Annotated in this window: 19 protein-coding genes; 7 read left to right on the forward strand and 12 right to left on the reverse strand. The window is 42.9% G+C overall.

Going from position 1 to position 15951, the window contains the following annotated elements:
- Nucleotides 1-560: 560 nt before the first annotated feature.
- The 6 genes from queA to aroE all read left to right on the forward strand — a co-directional run bounded on the left by queA (nucleotide 561) and on the right by aroE (nucleotide 5408).
- Nucleotides 561-1646, forward strand: a complete 1086-nt coding sequence (gene queA, locus AC3WVG_RS01070) for a tRNA preQ1(34) S-adenosylmethionine ribosyltransferase-isomerase QueA (protein WP_488796326.1) — start codon at nucleotides 561-563, stop codon at nucleotides 1644-1646.
- Nucleotides 1647-1790: 144 nt separating this feature from the next.
- Entirely contained in the window at nucleotides 1791-2024 is a 234-nt protein-coding gene (locus AC3WVG_RS01075) for a 4Fe-4S dicluster domain-containing protein (RefSeq protein ID WP_488796327.1), read from the forward strand.
- Nucleotide 2025: 1 nt separating this feature from the next.
- On the forward strand, nucleotides 2026-3093 hold the full coding sequence (locus tag AC3WVG_RS01080) for a 3-methyl-2-oxobutanoate dehydrogenase subunit VorB (RefSeq protein ID WP_488796328.1): 1068 nt from the start codon (nucleotides 2026-2028) through the stop codon (nucleotides 3091-3093).
- Nucleotides 3094-3189: 96 nt separating this feature from the next.
- Nucleotides 3190-3945 carry a thiamine pyrophosphate-dependent enzyme gene (locus AC3WVG_RS01085; protein ID WP_488796329.1) on the forward strand — a complete coding sequence of 252 codons (756 nt, stop codon included), beginning with the start codon at nucleotides 3190-3192 and terminating at the stop codon, nucleotides 3943-3945.
- A complete protein-coding gene (locus AC3WVG_RS01090) occupies nucleotides 3942-4505 on the forward strand; it encodes a 2-oxoacid:ferredoxin oxidoreductase subunit gamma family protein (RefSeq protein WP_488796330.1) in 564 nt (187 codons plus the stop codon). Before AC3WVG_RS01085 ends, AC3WVG_RS01090 begins: the two co-directional genes overlap by 4 nt.
- A 90-nt stretch (nucleotides 4506-4595) precedes the next feature.
- Nucleotides 4596-5408, forward strand: a complete 813-nt coding sequence (aroE, locus tag AC3WVG_RS01095; RefSeq protein WP_488796331.1) for a shikimate dehydrogenase — start codon at nucleotides 4596-4598, stop codon at nucleotides 5406-5408.
- Here aroE and AC3WVG_RS01100 read toward each other — a convergent pair.
- Entirely contained in the window at nucleotides 5389-7053 is a 1665-nt protein-coding gene (locus AC3WVG_RS01100) for a LysM peptidoglycan-binding domain-containing protein (protein WP_488796332.1), read from the reverse strand. The genes aroE and AC3WVG_RS01100 overlap by 20 nt on opposite strands.
- A 159-nt stretch (nucleotides 7054-7212) precedes the next feature.
- Between AC3WVG_RS01100 and rlmB the strand changes: the two genes are divergently transcribed.
- Nucleotides 7213-7953 (forward strand): 23S rRNA (guanosine(2251)-2'-O)-methyltransferase RlmB, encoded by a 741-nt coding sequence (rlmB, locus tag AC3WVG_RS01105; RefSeq protein WP_488796333.1) that lies wholly within the window; start codon nucleotides 7213-7215, stop codon nucleotides 7951-7953.
- A gap of 99 nt (nucleotides 7954-8052) precedes the next feature.
- On the opposite strand, the gene fliQ is transcribed toward rlmB, so the two are convergent.
- From fliQ to era, 11 genes are all read right to left on the reverse strand, one after another.
- Nucleotides 8053-8322 (reverse strand): flagellar biosynthesis protein FliQ, encoded by a 270-nt coding sequence (gene fliQ, locus AC3WVG_RS01110; RefSeq protein WP_488796334.1) that lies wholly within the window; start codon nucleotides 8320-8322, stop codon nucleotides 8053-8055.
- Between the two features lie 61 nt (nucleotides 8323-8383).
- The gene (fliP, locus tag AC3WVG_RS01115) at nucleotides 8384-9175 is read right to left on the reverse strand and encodes a flagellar type III secretion system pore protein FliP (RefSeq protein WP_488796335.1); all 792 of its coding nucleotides are present in this window, start codon (nucleotides 9173-9175) and stop codon (nucleotides 8384-8386) included.
- A complete protein-coding gene (fliO, locus tag AC3WVG_RS01120) occupies nucleotides 9108-9467 on the reverse strand; it encodes a flagellar biosynthetic protein FliO (RefSeq protein WP_252380782.1) in 360 nt (119 codons plus the stop codon). The genes fliP and fliO overlap by 68 nt, the downstream gene beginning before the upstream one ends.
- On the reverse strand, nucleotides 9460-10011 hold the full coding sequence (gene fliN, locus AC3WVG_RS01125) for a flagellar motor switch protein FliN (RefSeq protein WP_488796336.1): 552 nt from the start codon (nucleotides 10009-10011) through the stop codon (nucleotides 9460-9462). Before fliN ends, fliO begins: the two co-directional genes overlap by 8 nt.
- 78 nt (nucleotides 10012-10089) lie before the next feature.
- On the reverse strand, nucleotides 10090-11067 hold the full coding sequence (gene fliM / locus AC3WVG_RS01130; protein WP_488796337.1) for a flagellar motor switch protein FliM: 978 nt from the start codon (nucleotides 11065-11067) through the stop codon (nucleotides 10090-10092).
- Between the two features lie 9 nt (nucleotides 11068-11076).
- Nucleotides 11077-11604 (reverse strand): flagellar basal body-associated FliL family protein, encoded by a 528-nt coding sequence (locus AC3WVG_RS01135; RefSeq protein WP_488796338.1) that lies wholly within the window; start codon nucleotides 11602-11604, stop codon nucleotides 11077-11079.
- Between the two features lie 87 nt (nucleotides 11605-11691).
- Nucleotides 11692-12420, reverse strand: coding sequence for an OmpA/MotB family protein (locus tag AC3WVG_RS01140; protein WP_488796339.1), 729 nt, complete (start codon nucleotides 12418-12420; stop codon nucleotides 11692-11694).
- Nucleotides 12421-12430: 10 nt separating this feature from the next.
- A complete protein-coding gene (locus tag AC3WVG_RS01145; RefSeq protein ID WP_488796340.1) occupies nucleotides 12431-13255 on the reverse strand; it encodes a flagellar motor protein MotB in 825 nt (274 codons plus the stop codon).
- Nucleotides 13256-13259: 4 nt separating this feature from the next.
- Nucleotides 13260-14021, reverse strand: a complete 762-nt coding sequence (locus tag AC3WVG_RS01150; RefSeq protein ID WP_488796341.1) for a motility protein A — start codon at nucleotides 14019-14021, stop codon at nucleotides 13260-13262.
- A 231-nt stretch (nucleotides 14022-14252) separates the two neighbouring features.
- Nucleotides 14253-14948, reverse strand: a complete 696-nt coding sequence (locus AC3WVG_RS01155) for a YggS family pyridoxal phosphate-dependent enzyme (protein ID WP_488796342.1) — start codon at nucleotides 14946-14948, stop codon at nucleotides 14253-14255.
- A 58-nt stretch (nucleotides 14949-15006) separates the two neighbouring features.
- Nucleotides 15007-15924, reverse strand: a complete 918-nt coding sequence (gene era, locus AC3WVG_RS01160) for a GTPase Era (protein WP_488796343.1) — start codon at nucleotides 15922-15924, stop codon at nucleotides 15007-15009.
- Nucleotides 15925-15951 lie beyond the last annotated feature (27 nt).

Below are 15951 nucleotides of genomic sequence, written 5' to 3' on the forward strand. Positions count from 1 at the left end.
AAACCAAGACTGAAATAAAACTTGGAAATTAAGTTGATAAAAAGGTTCGGCCACAAGCTCTAAAAGGTTAAGTTGGCAATAAAAGCAGAAGGTCGGAGCCCAGCCATACAAATACACAGCTGGGTCAATAATATCATCTATAGTCCTCTAACTTACCCCCTCAAACGACAACAGAATCCCCAAAATATCCATGTCAACATTTTAGGTATCAACAAACCAAGGTAATTTGTTGTAATAATTAACAGATTAGCTTTTTTTTTCAAAACCACTTGATTATCAACTCAAATAAAGACTAATATTTAAGTTAAGCTTTATAGCGAACTTTTTATGATTTCCGCGCAGGTGAAACGAAAAAATTAAGGGTTGCATCAAACAGTAACCTTAGTTAATAATTTTGTTTTTGCTTAAAAATAAGCAATTCTTCGACTCAAAAAATAGCTTCGGCCTTCTCTGGTGAAAGGCCATGGATGGATACAAAAAATTTGCTCAAAAAACGAAAAAAATAATTGTCCTGGAGCAAAGGTAATTTTGCTCCAGGAATCTATTCAACATTAAACAAAATGACAATTCCTCCCGACTTTGATTTAAAAAACTATACTTTCGAGCTTCCAGCAGACAAAATTGCCCAAGTACCGGCCCAAAGCAGAGAGGCCTCCAACCTGCTCATCTTAAACAGGCGAAGGGGAACTCTGCACAAGAGCGCCTTTTCCAGTATCCATAATTTTATACCGCATGGTTCACTCCTGGTGGTGAACAATACCCAGGTTCTTCCTGCCAGACTTATTGGACGCAAAAAAACCGGGGGCAAGGTAGAATTTCTCCTTTTAACCCCACTACCTTTGATAAAGGCCGAAAAAGAGGACAATGATTGGTTGAGCGCCTCAGCAGAAGGTTTGCTAAAGGCATCTAAAGGGCCCCGCGTAGGAGAAGAGATCTATTTTCAAAAAGATTTAAAATTAACAGTACTTGAGCGAAAAGATTTTGGGAAATGTAGGGTAAAGCTTTTCTGGCAAGGAGACCTAGCCCAAAAATTCATTAGTTACGGCAAGATGCCACTTCCGCCTTATATTCGCCGAGATGTCAGCGAAGTGGATCGCTACAGGTATCAAACTATCTATGCTAGAGAAGAAAAATTGGGGTCAGTTGCAGCACCCACAGCAGGACTACATTTTACAGAGGAAGTAAAAAATAAGCTAACAGCATGCGGAGTCGACTGGGCCGAAATAACTTTATATGTGGGATACGGCACATTTTCCCCAATCCGTTGCCAGGACATTCGTGAACATAAAATGCACGCAGAATACATTGAAATTCCTGAAGATACTGCCCAAAATATAGAGAGGGCCAAAAAAGAAAAAAGGCCCATAGTTGCTGTAGGCACAACCACAGTCAGGGCATTGGAGAGCATGGCTTGTCTCACGGGAGGGATCAACCCCTACCAGGGATGGACAGACCTGTTCATCAAGCCAGGCTTCAAGTTTCAGGTTATTGATCATTTAATCACCAACTTTCACCTGCCTGGCTCTTCGCTTATTATTTTGGTCTCGGCCCTAGCTGGCAGAGAAAACATTTTAAGAGCCTATGAGTTTGCAATAAAAAACGATTTCCGTTTTTTTTCTTACGGAGATGCAATGCTTATTCTCTAACCGTGTTCTGTAACGTCATTTTTGTGGTCTCGCCAAAGGCAGGTGGCAGAAAGCCGTCCGCTTCGCCTGAGGACCATAAAGAAACTCCGCTCTGTTCAGAATGATGGAGAGAAAGCAGTGCAGCACCTAAGCAAAGGAGGATTTATGTCCAGAATTGAAGTACAGGATGAACGTTGTAAAGGCTGCCTCCTATGCACCTTGGTTTGCCCCAAAAAAATTATTGTCCAGTCAAGCCGTTTTAACAAACAGGGCTACAAGGTGGTCGAGGTACGTTCAGAGGATATGACCGAATGTACTGGTTGTGGTTTTTGTGGACACATCTGTCCTGATTCGGCCATTTTAGTTTATAAACCGACAAAAATCGGGGAGGCCGCTTGATATGGAAAGGGAAAAAAAGATTTTTATCAAAGGCAACGAAGCCATATGCCACGGAGCTCTGGCTGCTGAATGTAGATGCTACTTTGGCTACCCCATTACACCTCAAAACGACATTCCTGAGTTTATGTCCAGAGCTTTGCCAGAGGCTGGAGGAGAATTTGTCCAGGCCGAAAGCGAAATAGCAGCGGCCAACATGCTTCTTGGTGCTGCTGCCTGCGGTGTGCGGGCCATGACCTCTTCATCCAGTCCAGGCATTTCATTGAAACAGGAAGCCATTTCATACATGGCAGGCAGTCAGCTACCTGCAGTGATTGTCAATATGAACAGAGGTGGCCCAGGTCTTGGCGATATTGGACCGTCACAGGGAGATTATTTCCAGGCTACAAAAGGAGGAGGACATGGTGATTACAGACTTTTAGTCCTGGCTCCAGGCACTGTGCAGGAAGCTTATGACCTGACTATCAAAGCCTTTGACCTGGCTTTTGCCTATCGCAATCCGGTCATGATTTTAGGTGATGCCATTTTAGGACAAATGAAAGAACCAATCATTCCCTGGAAACCAGAAGATATTGACACAACCGAAGCAGAAAAATGGTGCTTAACGGGCGCAAAAGATAGGTCCCACCGTATTTTAAAATCCCTTTTTCTTGAAGATGGTGAACTGGCCGGGCATAATCTAAACCTAAAAGAAAAATATGCCCGCATGGAAAAGGAGTGTGCCTGGGAAGAATTTATGGCGGAAGATGCTGACTTAATTGTGGTTGCCTATGGCTCTATTGGCCGCATAGCCAAGTCCACTATTCGCAAGTTAAGAAAAGAGGGACATAAGATCGGTCTAATCCGACCCATCACATTATTCCCTTTTCCCAAAAAACCTTTGCAGGAACTGGCCAGAGAGGGAAAAAGATTTTTGACAATTGAACACAATTTGGGCCAAATGGTAGAGGATGTGCGCTTAAGCATCTGCGGTCTTGCCAAGTCAGATTTTTATGGTCATCTGCCAGGCAACCTGCCCACGCCAAATGATTTCGAACAACCAATTTTACAGGCCCTGAAGAATGAAAGTTAGGAAGTTAAGAACTTGGTTAAATGACTGAATGATTAAATGGCAAACCAATAAACATTTAACCAAAAACGAGAGTGGACATTGCACGGAGAAATAATAATGGAAGAAAAACTTATCAATCCTCGTCCAACAGTATTGGCTGACCGTCCTACCCATTACTGTCCCGGGTGTCACCACGGCACAGCACACAAACTGGTGGCTCAATGTCTGGAAGAAATGAATCTTGTCCAAGATACCATATGTATCGGCTCTATTGGCTGCTCTGTATTTATTTACAATTATATTCTGGTGGACACAGTGGAAGCTCCACATGGCCGGGCCCCTGCCGTAGCTACCGGGGTAAAAAGGGCCAGGCCGGACAAATTCGTCTTTACCTATCAGGGAGATGGAGACCTGGCCTCTATTGGCCTGGCAGAAATCATGCATTGTGCCAACAGGGGAGAGCGAGTCTCGGTGGTATTTGTGAACAATACAGTCTACGGCATGACTGGAGGTCAGATGGCCCCAACCACCATGGTAGGCCAGAAAACAACCACCTGCCCCAAGGGCCGGCGTGCTGAAAAGGAAGGCCTGCCAATCAAAATGGCCGAAATTATAGCAGATCTGGGCGGAACAGCCTATTCTGCCCGCGTGGCTGTAAACAATATCAAAAATTTAACCAAGGCCAAAAAGGCCTTAAAGAAGGCCTTTACTGCCCAGATCCAAGGTATTGGTTTTGGGTTTGTGGAAGTTTTGGCTGCCTGTCCGACTAACTGGAAGATGTCCCCTATTCAAGCTAATGAACGGATAGAAAAGGAAATGATCCCTTACTTTCCGTTGGGAGAATTTAAAGACTGTATTTCGGAGGCAAAATGAGTATCTATAAAGATGTGATCATAGCTGGTTTTGGTGGTCAAGGGGTGATGCTCATTGGCAATTTATTAGCCTATGCAGCCATGGAGCAAGGCCTGAACGTAACCTATATCCCGGTCTATGGGCCGGAAATGCGTGGCGGAACAGCTAATTGTACTGTTGTCATTTCTGATGAGGAAATCGGCTCACCCATAATTCACAACCCCGTAAGCCTTATTGCCATGAACAGACCCTCTCTGGACAAATTCCAGCCGCGGGTTCAAGATAAAGGAATAGTGATTATCAACTCTTCCCTAGTGGATCAAAGCCTGGCAGACAAACAAAGAATAAGGGCCTACCCTGTGCCTGCCAATGAAATCGCTGATGGTATTGGCAACTCCCGTATGGCCAATATGGTTGCTTTAGGGGCTTATATCCAGGTCACTGGCATTATTCCCTTAACCCAGGTGCAGGAAAGCCTCAAAAGTGTAATTTCCAGCCATTACCAGCATCTGATCCCCAAAAATGAGGAAGCCTTGCAGGCCGGGGCAGACTATGTTCAAAAAAACGGACCACTAAGCTGAGCTCGTAACTCATAATCAATAATAGTTGTTGGCAGATGCAATTGATTTCAATTTTTACCATGAGCTATAAACAACGAGCAAGGTATCAACATGTATCAAGCATATGGAGTTCTTGGCTACCCCATTAGCCACTCCTTAAGCCCTCCACTACACAACTGGGCATTTAAGCAAAAAAGGCTACCTAAAACCTATTTCCGTTGGTCCATACCGACGGAAAAATTACCGGCATTCATGGTTGCCGTGCGCACTCTGCCCATTGCCGGGGTCAGTGTAACCATCCCACACAAACAGACCATCCTGCCCTATTTGGATATCTTGACTCCACGGGCGTTAAAAATTGGGGCGGTTAATACATTGTACTGGGAGGATGAAAAACTTGTCGGGGATAATACCGACATTATAGGTTTCACAACCCCTTTAACCCTCTTACAAGAAAAGATAAATTCTGCCCTTATCCTGGGTAGCGGCGGGGCAAGTCGGGCCGTAATCGTAGGACTTAAAGACTTGTCTGTTTCTACAATTTACCTGACAAATAGGACACAAGAAAAGGCAAGGAGCCTTGCCCGTGAATTTGACCTGAAAACAATTGCCTGGGAAGAGAGATATGAGGTAAAGGCAGACCTTCTGGTCAACACCACCCCTTTAGGTATGCACGGAAAATGGGAAAATCATTCGCCCTGGGACAAAAACTTAAGCCGGTTCAAAATTGTCTACGACCTGATTTATAACCCTTTGCAAACCAGGCTTCTTATTGATGCCCAAAAAGAAGGTTGCAAGACAATTTCTGGCCTGTCCATGTTTGTCTACCAGGCCCTGGAACAATTCCGCATATGGACAGGGCAAGAGTTTTGTCCTTCTGACGCCATGAACTACTTAAGGCAACTTATGGAACATAGATCTTAAGCTTGTCCCCGGGACGAATAATCCCTCTTTTAGACAAACCATTCCATTCTACAAGGTCAGAAGTTCTCACAGCAAACTTTCTGGCGATATCCCACAGGGTATCGCCTCTTCGTACACGATATTCGACCAACCGGGCATGAACACTCTTTGCCTGTCGCCGAGCCAATTGAGTTTGTTTATAACTTACATCAGGTATATATAGTTTCTGGCCAGGCCTGAGAGATTTGGCAGAAGTAATTCCATTGGCCCTGATAAGGGTTTTTAGGCTAATACCAAAGTGCCTGGAAATATCCCACAAGGTATCACCCTTTTGCACAATATAATTGGCCCGCTTCCTGGCCAGGGTCCTGATCCTATCGGTGTTATAAATAGCAATATCTGATCCTCTAGCCGGGACCATAATCCAAGAACCGGGCCTTAGCAGATTACTTCTTTTGTTATTCACCTTTTTTAGCACGGCAATAGGCACACCAAATCGCCTGGAAATGCGCCACCATGAGTCTCCCCGACGAATCTTGTATCTCTTGTAGCCGGCATAAGGCCTGGACCGGGGATTATCCAGATAGGCCTTGGCCAACTGTAACTTTTCCTTGGGGATATAAACAAAACACTCTTTGTCCGGCGGGCTGACTTGACGACGAAAGGCCGGATTCAACTTCCTGAATTCCTTCCACTTTACACCAGCGGCACCAGCCAAAGCCAAAAGGTCTGTTCCGCCTTTTATCTTTAACTTCTCAACCTGTGTATCCCTATCCCAATCAATGGGTTCAAAGCCTAGTTCTTCCAGGTTCTGTACAATTTTTAAAATGGCTAGAAATTTGGGGACATAATACTTGGTCTCTTTCCTTAAATAGCGTCGCTTTTTGGCCAAATCAAAAAAATTATCGCATCCACTACGCCTAAGGGCCCAGGAAATTCTCCCTTCACCGGCATTGTACGCAGCCAGGGCCAGATACCAATCTCCAAAATCATTATATAATTTCTTTAAATAACTAGCTGCTGCATAGGTAGATAAATATGGATCCCGGCGCTCATCTATCCACCAATCCACCTTTAGACCATACTTTCGTCCTGTTGATGGCATAAACTGCCACAGACCTGCAGCTCCAGCCCTGGAATAAGCCCAAGGGTTGAACCCACTTTCCGCAAAGGGCAGAAAAATCAAATCCTGGGGTAATCCTTGAGCTGTGAAGACTTCTTTAATAAAAGGTAAAAAAATCTGCGCCCTTTTCAGCCATCTAGCAAAGGTCTTACGGTACTTGTGGGTATAGAGTTTAAAATAGAGCTGCATCTCCTTGGTTTCATATACATCGAGATCAAATTGTATGGTTGTTTTTGTCTGTAAGACCTTTTCCTCTTCAGGAGTAAGCTGGACCTGCTCTTGAACAAGTTCTTGCTCAATTTCCGGAGCAAGTTCCTGCTCGATTTCCGGTTCTAAATCTTTCTCCTCCAAAACATCGCTACTAAAATCTTCACTTGTAACAAGAGGCTCCTCATTGGATGGGCTTTCCAGGGAAGATGATTCCTCTTTAACATCATTGGTCATTGCTACAGGTTGTTCCACAACCTGTTCCCTTTGAGTAGTCGTCTTAAGTGGTGCACAGGCGAATAAAAAAATGGTTATTAACAATGCCCAAAAGCGCATAGAGTCTCTCCTCATCGATGCAGATTAGTTAAACTTCGGAGCTACCTGAAACTTATCTACTTGGCAATAACAAATCTGCCTGTTATCAGGGTAAAATCATACTTTCGGATATCAAGCCAGATTAAATCAATTCAATTTTAACCTAAATTTATGAGCAAAATGATAAATTATATCCCCGGGCGCAAACCGGTAATGGAACTTATTCAAAACGAACCGGAAAAAATTGACCTTGTATATTTCCAACACCATAAGGGTGGAGCATTGGCCAAAATAGTCAACCAGTGCAGACATAACCGTATCCGTTATAAATTTCTAAACCGAGTTGACCTTGACCGCATTTATAGCGGCAACCATCAAGGAGTGATAGCCCGTACTAGCGCCCAAAAAAATATCCCTCTGAGTGAAATTCTGGCAAAGGCCCAAAAAGCTTATCTCCCCGTACTGTTAGCCTTAGATCAAATTCAAGACCCAGGCAATGTTGGTACTCTGGCCAGGACCGCGCTTGCCTTAGGTACAGGCGGTTTTATCGTGCCTAAAGACCGTAGTGCTTATTTGGGCGCAGGTGCGTACAAAGCCTCTGCCGGGGCTATCCACCAGATAAATATTTCCCGGGTAACCAACCTTGCCAGGGCTCTGGATGAAGCTAGGGATAGTGGATTCTGGATCTATGCAGCCAGATATGATTTAGAAGCAGAAAATATTTTTAATTTCAGGATTAAATTTCCAGCAATTCTAGTACTGGGAAATGAAGAGAAGGGGATAAGACCTAATGTGCTCAAACGCTGCCACCACAGCCTTTATATCCCTATGCCTGGAGGATTTGATTCATTGAATGTAGCACAGGCCGGTGCGATCATGCTCGGCCAATTTCTCGGTATAATGGAGAGAAAAACTGGCTAAAGTAAGCCACAGCAACTAAAATTTGCTATTTATCCTTAAAAAACCTACTTTTAACAACCTCAGTTTAGTTGAATACTTTCTGTTTACTCTAAAATTATCTCAGCGAATATAATTAGGTAAATTAAGCAAGAGTTCCCGAGTATAGGTGATCATCTTGTCCATGATCCATGGAAATGCAATTAAGAGGACGATAAAGATGGAAATAATCTTGGGGACCAGAGTCAGTGTCATCTCCTGAAGCTGAGTTGCGGCCTGAATAATACTGACCAGCACCCCAACTACCAGCCCAACACCCAGCATGGGCAAAGATATCATCAATGTCAATTCAATGGCCTGTCTGGCAAAACCAACCACGAATTCTGGAGTCATTAATCTCCCTCCTACTAAAGAAGTCATTTTGAGCCTTGCAACTTTATAAAAAAACGGCCTATTAAGCAAAACTATTTACCAAAGAACCAATAAGTAAATTCCAACCATCAACCATAACAAAAAGTAAAATCTTAAATGGCATCGAGATCATTATTGGTGGGAGCATCATCATACCCATAGACAAAAGGATGCTGGCCACGACCATGTCCAGAATCAAAAAAGGAATGTAAATTAAAAAGCCTATCTGAAAGCCGGTTTTCAGTTCACTGATCATATAGGCAGGCACCAGAATCATGGTCGGCACATCTTCTTTGCTCTTAGGCCGCTCCATTTTCGTAATGGAAAAAAAGATTGAAAGATCCTTTTCCCGAGTATGTTTGAATAAAAATTGTCTCACTGGCTGTTCAGCTAATTTCAGAGCCTCTTTATAACCGATCTCTTCATTAAGATAAGGCTGTAGAGCTTGATCATTGATTTGCTTGCCAACGGGAGCCATGATGGCCACCGTCATAAAAATGGCCAAACCCGCCAAAACCTGGTTGGGAGGCATCTGCTGCGTTCCCATGGCATGACGCAAAAAGGAAAAAACAATGATAATTCTCGTAAAAGAAGTTATTGTGAGCACAATGGCCGGAGCCACCGAAAGAACAGTGAGCAAAAAAAGGATCTCTAAAAGCACAGAGACCTTTTCCGGCTCTGTCTGGCCTGCAGCTAGCTGTAGAGAAATGGAAGGTAAAATGGGCTCATCAACCCCAAAAACCAGGGAAGGTAGGAAAACAAGCAGGCTAAGGTTTACGAGAATGAGAATTCTTTTCCTGGGCCAAAATACTGGAAAAGTCCTGTTCGGTTTCATGGTCCGCATCCATCTCCATTAACTTGTTGATTTGGGTTTCAGTAACCCCAAGTACAAGATATTTATTCAAAAAGCGGACCACAACCACATTCTTCTTCGGGCCTAGTCCCAGGCTGGCCACCATATTCAGTTTCCCTCTGCCAAAAGGCAGACCTGCCTTGGACCCAAAACGGCGCAATAGATAAAAACCAATGAAAATAAGGGCTAGAATTATAAACAGGGCCGCGGCCATCTTAATACCGGCCAGCCCCACATCCAGATTGGGTGCAGCAATATTGGTTGCGTTAGCCAAGTTGCTTGATCCTCTCGATAGGGCTTATAATGTCTGTGAGTCTAACTCCAAATTTTTCATTAATGACCACTGCTTCACCCCTGGCTACCAATTTCCCATTAACCAAAACTTCCAAAGGTTCACCGGCCAATTTATTCAATTCTATGACTGAACCCTGACCTAGTTGCAGTAGTTCATTTATTAAAAGCTGCGTACTGCCAAGTTGTGCCGTTACTGTCAAAGGAATGTCCAGAATAAATTCCAAATCCCTTTTTGGTTTCTCTTTTTGGGCTCTGGCTTCAGCTGTCAAATCTTTGAACTGGGCCTCTTTTGACTGAGCAGCCAGAGATTTACGCTTTTCTTCATCTTTAATCTTTTCCTCTTCTTCGGAAGCCAAGGCCTTGGCCCACTCCTCTGCCAGCTCCTCTTGCTCAGAAGAAGTACTCTCCTCCCCTGCTTCCTGGTCTTCATCGGCAAGATCAATATTTTCTTCACCCAAAGCAGCGGCCCACTCTTCAGCTAGCTTCTCCTGATCGGTCATTTCTTTCTTTTCTTCGTCTGCCATTTTTTCACCTTTAAAAATCTAATTTTTAAGGTTTAAGGAAAGTTAACAAAGCGAAGCAACAATACACCTTACTCCAAGTTAAAAATGAGTTTCTTCTTCTTTTATTACTTGAAAGGCCTTATTACCTTTTACAAAACCTGGTATTCCGTAAAATTTCGTAACTCCCTCCACTTCAGCCCTTAACAAATCATCCTCATCTGTGTCTAAAAGAAGAATATCCCCCACATCCAGATTCAAAAGCTGTCGACCGGTAATCTGTGTCTGTCCTAAAATAACCTCCACCTTCACCGGGACCTCCATAAGACGCTCTTTAAATCTGGATATCCACGCATGGTCCACCTCAAGACGCTCTGATTGAAAGGCAGCATAAAGCTTAGAGCGTATAGGCTCAATAGTAGCATAAGGCAGACTGATCACTAAAGAACCAATGGCATTCTCTAACTCCACCTCAAAGGATACAACAACCACCACATCACTGGGCGGAACAATGGCCGCAAATTGAGGGTTAATTTCCGAGCGAACCAGTTCTATTTTTACTTCGTGCACTGGATTCCAAGCACTTTCTAAATTGGATAATAATATTTTTACAACTCGGGTAATAATTGTCTGTTCAATGGGCGTAAAATCCCGTCCCTCCACTTTGGGCACGGAACCTGAGCCCCCAAAAAAATTTTCCACCAAGGCAAACACCAGCCTGGTGTCCACAACCATCAAAGCGTTGCCTCGCAATGGTTCCATTTTAAAGATATTAATACTGGTGGGCACAGGCAAAGAACGCATAAAATCGCCAAACTTACTCATGTCAATGGACACGGGGTTCACATCCACCCTCTTGCGCATGGCATTGGCCATAGCATTGCTGGCAAGGCGGGCAAAACGATCATTAATAATCTCTAAAACAGGCATCCGTCCCCGAATGATCCGATCCTGGTTGGAGAGATCAAAAGGAACTATCCCGGAATCATCTTCAGGGATATCAGTTTCTGCCTCTATTTCACCTCCAGTTAAACCCCGAAGTAACGCATCAACTTCATCCTGATTTAAAATTTTGTTCATCTCTAATCCTTATTGTACAACAAATTCAGTAAAATATACTCTTACTACCTTGGCCTTGCCCAAAATTTGATTTAACCGCTCCACAATCTCATTTTTGAGCTGAATCTTCTCTTCCATAGAATCAATATCCGCAAAACTCTTGCTGGACAGTAAAAGCAAAATAGTATCTTTTACTTTGGGCAATTTTTTTTCCAAGTCCTTGGCTGTTTTTTTATTTATCAGTTCCACATCCAGAGAAAGCTTTAAATATCTACGCCCTAACGGGTCGGCCAGGTTAACTACAAAGGGGGGCAAAGAATACATTTCTGTCGGCCCTTGCTCTGCGGGCTGCTTCTCTTGTTGGGCCTGCTGTTCGTTCTGGGGTTGGGCTCCGCCTTCTGCCTCAACCTTGTCTTTAGGGCCGGCAAAAAAGTACTTATAGCCAAAGAATCCACCCACTCCAAGGATTATCAAAAGTACCAGTAAAATTATCCACTTTAAAATGCCACCCTTTTTCTTTTCCTCTGTTTGCTCCTGGTCCTTTTTTTTCTTGGCCATGTTTGCTCCCTTTGAAAAATTTATGTTGGATACTGATTCTTCTCCGTATAGCGCAGATCAATCGACTTCAAGTCGACACTCTAAACTTTACAAATAGCTATAATTATATGTTTTAAATAAAATCTCCACTCTTCTATTTTGCGCCCGACCAAACTCTGTATTGTTATCAGCCACAGGGAAATTCGGACCATAGGCAGAAATGGAGAGCCTTGAACTTTCAAGACCTTGTTTTAAAAAAAAAGTTAACACAGCCAAAGCCCTTTCCCCGGAAATATCATAATTATCTCTAGTTCTGGCCGGAATATTATCTGTGTAGCCAGCAATATTGACAGGAGCTGGCCAGATGGAAACCAATGTGGCAACTTCCTTCAATATTTTCCTGGCAGCAGGAGTCAATTTAGTCCCTCCTAATGGGAACAACAACTTATCAGTCAGGACAAGAGCCACTCCTTCTGGCCTGACTAGTATGCGTAAATTTTTCTCCAGAGTACTCCTCGAAATCTCTTTGGGCAAAACCTCATCAGGGAAAAGCAAGTCCTTGATTCTCTGCTCATTTTCCAAAATTTCCCACTTCTTTGCCACCAACTTCTGCAGTACTTTAAATCGATGGGCAATCTTACCTGCTGATTTTTCCGACAAAAAAGCTGTTCTTTCTGTAAAAATAGAAACAACTTCCTGGACCACACTTTTATCAAGACTAGACATGCTCAAAAGGAGGACAAAAAAGGTCAACAAAAGAGTGACCAAATCTGAAAATGTCACCAGCCAACCGTCACTGGCTGCACCGCCTCCCCCCTTTTTCTTCTTTCTAGCCACGGTTTAATTCTCATCTTGTGGAGTTTAATTCAAAAATGAAGTCCTTATATATATACCTGTGTCGATCAATTTTTTGGCGCACCTTAACTTTACTTAAAGCAGTATGTGCCCAAGACTGATTACGCTTGTCCAAAACAATTTCCACTCGTCGATTTTTTTTTCGACCCGATGCCCTTTGATTACTGTAGCGTGGTCGATATTTGCCAAAAGCCTCAACACGCACCTTTTCCGGATCAATCCCCTGACTCAAAAAATAACGGTATACATTTAAAACTCTTAGTAATGATAACTTCCATGAAGGATCAATCTCCCCTGATTTCATCACCTTCAAATAGTCCGGACCGATTTCATCTCTTAAAGTAGAAGTATGTCCTGTCAAAAGAAGTGGATATTGTACTTTTTTGAGTACAGGTATCATCTTGTCTAAGAATTTTTTTCCCCGGGCTGTTAATTGAACCTGCCCTGGCTCAAAGAGCATATCTGTATTAATAGTCAAAATCTGAATAAACCTGTTAGCAATAAAGTTTAAATCCTCGTTTTTATCATCCCAGAGTAAAGGCTTTAGCGCCTCCAGGTCATCATAATCCTCCATCGCGCCTGGCTCAACCATTTTAGGACCTTGCTTTGTGCCCAGTACATCCAAAGCTCTCTTTCCCAACCCAAAAGAACCGACCAATGAGCCCAAGGCTACTTTTTTTTTCCGTTCATCAGTAAGAGAGGCCATGCTCAAAAGCAAAACAAAAAAAGTCAAAAGCAAAGTCATCATATCGGAGAAGGTGACCAACCAGGCAGGCATACCTTCGCCATCTTTTTGTTTTTCTTTTTTTTTTGCCATAAAGTTATTCAGAACTCTTGCGCAACTTAGGAGGTAAATAACTGTTTAACTTTTCTTCCACAATCCTGGGATTTTCCCCTTTTGAAATAGACAGGATACCCTCTAACATCATCTCTTTGATCAACACTTCTTCTTTACTTCTGGTTTTAAGCTTACCAGCCATTGGGTTAAATACCAGGTTGGACAAAATTGCCCCGTAAAATGTGGTAATAAGGGCTACAGCCATAGAAGGACCAATTGTACTAGGATCATTCATGGTCTGAAGCATCTGAACCAAACCGATAACCGTTCCAATCATTCCCATGGCCGGGGCAAATCCTCCCATAATGGTCAGGATCTCTGCACCTGTCTCGTGTCTCTCCTCCAGATAAGAAATCTCTGTCTCCATTATTTCTTGAATGGTCTGCGGCTCTAAACCATCAACCGTCAACTGCAGTCCTTTACGTAAATATCCATCTTTAATATCTTTTATAAGCGGTTCTAAAGACAAAATGCCTTCCCGCCGGGCCTTATTGGCATAGTCAATAAATTGTTCAATTACCTTGGTTGGGCTATCCAGTTTATTAAAAAAAGTGTTTTTTATTACCCCAACAACCCCTAGAACATGGCCCAAAGGATAATTGACCAATGTTGCCCCGATGGTTCCGCCAACAACTATAAGCATAGAAGGCACATTGACAAAAATCATGGGGCTGCCCCCGACCACAATAGCAGCAACAACTAAGCCAAAAGAAAGAACAATACCAATTATGGTGGCCAGATCCATAGTCTACCCTTTCTTCGAGTTTATTGAGTTCTATGCTTGTAAGTACTGAGTGTAAAATGAACCTGCAAAGAATAAATTTATTTCCCGCCTCTTGTCCGCCAAAGTCTCTTTTCAGAACACGAGATACAGCACATCATTTTGAACAAAGCGAAGCTACGTCAGTTCGCGACCTCTCTACTATGATTCTATGCTTTTAATTTTTTCGTTTTTTCATTAAAAATCAGTGGTCCCCTAGCGCGGCCCAAAAATTCTGGTCCCTATTCTAACAAAAGTTGCTCCCTCCGCTATAGCCTGAACAAAATCATTAGTCATACCCATAGATAAATGTGGGAGTCTAAGTTCAAATCTTCGTTCCACTTCTTCTTTCAATTCCCTTAAACGCACAAAATAAGGTCTAACCTTCTCTGCTTGTTCAAAAAAAGGAGGTAAAGCCATTAACCCCTGTAGTTTAAGGTTATCTAAAGACAACACCCGTTCCACTAAAGGAAAAAGATTGTCTTCACTAACACCGGATTTTTGCGCTTCCTGACCAATATTTACCTGAATAAGAACCGGCTGCATTACATCAAGGGACTCAGCTTTTTTATGCAACACTTGCGCCAACTTTTCCGAATCCAAAGTATGAATGAGTACGAATTTACCCAAAACATACTTAACCTTATTAGTCTGTAAACGACCAATAAAATGCCACCTTAATTGTAAAGCACTTAGCTCCTCTATCTTGGCCAGGGCTTCCTGGACATAATTTTCCCCGAAATCTATCTGTCCTTCCCTCGCCAAAGTAGATATAGCTTGCACCGTGTGTTTCTTAGAAACCGCGATCAATGTCACTTCTTCTGGCCTGCGGCCACTTTTTACACATGCCTCACTAACTTCCTGGACAACCTTCTTCCATCTGCTAATCAATTCCATGTTTGTAGAGTTCATTGCATTATAGATTATGTTTTAAATGTTGTGTGTTATGGTTTGAATAAACTTCTTGGGCTTATCCCAGTCCCAATGAAAACAAAAAAGATGTATTCTCAGTCCACTTAGGTTTAATCTTCACCCACAATTCTAAGTAAACTTTTTTACCAACTATTTCTTCAATTTCCACCCGGGCCTCCTGCCCTACTTTTTTCAATAATTGCCCCCTATGCCCAATGACTATGGGTTTGTGTGAAGAACGGGAAACATAAATAGTGGCCATGATTTTGACCAAAGTATCTGTTTCCTCCCAATGCTCTACCTGCACAGCCAAATTGTAAGGTAACTCTTTATGCAAAGACAAGAATAATTTTTCTCTGATTATCTCCGCAGCCATAAACCTTAGAGGAAGTGTCGATATCTGGTCCTCTGGATAAAGGGGCGGTCCGTAAGGCAAAACAGGAATAATCTTGGCAAGTAGCTCATGAACTCCATCCCCATTCCGAGCAGAAATAAAGAAAATTTCAACATCTGGCATAAGTTCATTTAAACGTGCGGATAAAGGCAAAAGAAGCTTTTTATCTTTCACCCGGTCAACTTTATTTACCGCTATAAACAAAGGGTTTTTAACTTTTTTTAACCTTTCCGCCAGAGGTACAAGCTCGCGCTCCATAAGCTGTGGCTTTTGCAAATAAAGATGACCATCTAGCAAAAACACAATCACGTCAGCAGAAGCAAGGCCATCCCAGGCTGATTTTAGCAAAAACGAGTTCAACTTGCCTTTGCGCTGATGTATTCCGGGTGTGTCTAGAAAAACTATCTGTACATCTTCCCGTGTCAATATTCCGGTTATCTGGTTTCTGGTGGTCTGCGGTTTTGGACTGACAATAGCTACTTTCTCGCCAATAATCTGATTTAACAGTGTTGACTTGCCAGCATTTGGCGGTCCAATCAAAGCAACGATGCCAGAACGAAAATCGGCTTTTATCTCTGTCATTTTTTTCACCACGATTTATGCTGTTGC

This window comes from Desulfovulcanus sp. (genome assembly GCF_982781345.1).

Coding starts and splice junctions, on each gene's coding strand:
- queA (WP_488796326.1), top strand. CDS start 561: ATGACAATTCCTCCCGACTTTGATTTAAAAAACTATACTTTCGAGCTT.
- AC3WVG_RS01075 (WP_488796327.1), top strand. CDS start 1,791: ATGTCCAGAATTGAAGTACAGGATGAACGTTGTAAAGGCTGCCTCCTA.
- AC3WVG_RS01080 (WP_488796328.1), top strand. CDS start 2,026: ATGGAAAGGGAAAAAAAGATTTTTATCAAAGGCAACGAAGCCATATGC.
- AC3WVG_RS01085 (WP_488796329.1), top strand. CDS start 3,190: ATGGAAGAAAAACTTATCAATCCTCGTCCAACAGTATTGGCTGACCGT.
- AC3WVG_RS01090 (WP_488796330.1), top strand. CDS start 3,942: ATGAGTATCTATAAAGATGTGATCATAGCTGGTTTTGGTGGTCAAGGG.
- aroE (WP_488796331.1), top strand. CDS start 4,596: ATGTATCAAGCATATGGAGTTCTTGGCTACCCCATTAGCCACTCCTTA.
- AC3WVG_RS01100 (WP_488796332.1), bottom strand. CDS start 7,053: ATGCGCTTTTGGGCATTGTTAATAACCATTTTTTTATTCGCCTGTGCA.
- rlmB (WP_488796333.1), top strand. CDS start 7,213: ATGATAAATTATATCCCCGGGCGCAAACCGGTAATGGAACTTATTCAA.
- fliQ (WP_488796334.1), bottom strand. CDS start 8,322: ATGACTCCAGAATTCGTGGTTGGTTTTGCCAGACAGGCCATTGAATTG.
- fliP (WP_488796335.1), bottom strand. CDS start 9,175: ATGAAACCGAACAGGACTTTTCCAGTATTTTGGCCCAGGAAAAGAATT.
- fliN (WP_488796336.1), bottom strand. CDS start 10,011: ATGGCAGACGAAGAAAAGAAAGAAATGACCGATCAGGAGAAGCTAGCT.
- fliM (WP_488796337.1), bottom strand. CDS start 11,067: ATGAACAAAATTTTAAATCAGGATGAAGTTGATGCGTTACTTCGGGGT.
- AC3WVG_RS01135 (WP_488796338.1), bottom strand. CDS start 11,604: ATGGCCAAGAAAAAAAAGGACCAGGAGCAAACAGAGGAAAAGAAAAAG.
- AC3WVG_RS01145 (WP_488796340.1), bottom strand. CDS start 13,255: ATGGCAAAAAAAAAAGAAAAACAAAAAGATGGCGAAGGTATGCCTGCC.
- AC3WVG_RS01150 (WP_488796341.1), bottom strand. CDS start 14,021: ATGGATCTGGCCACCATAATTGGTATTGTTCTTTCTTTTGGCTTAGTT.
- AC3WVG_RS01155 (WP_488796342.1), bottom strand. CDS start 14,948: ATGAACTCTACAAACATGGAATTGATTAGCAGATGGAAGAAGGTTGTC.
- era (WP_488796343.1), bottom strand. CDS start 15,924: ATGACAGAGATAAAAGCCGATTTTCGTTCTGGCATCGTTGCTTTGATT.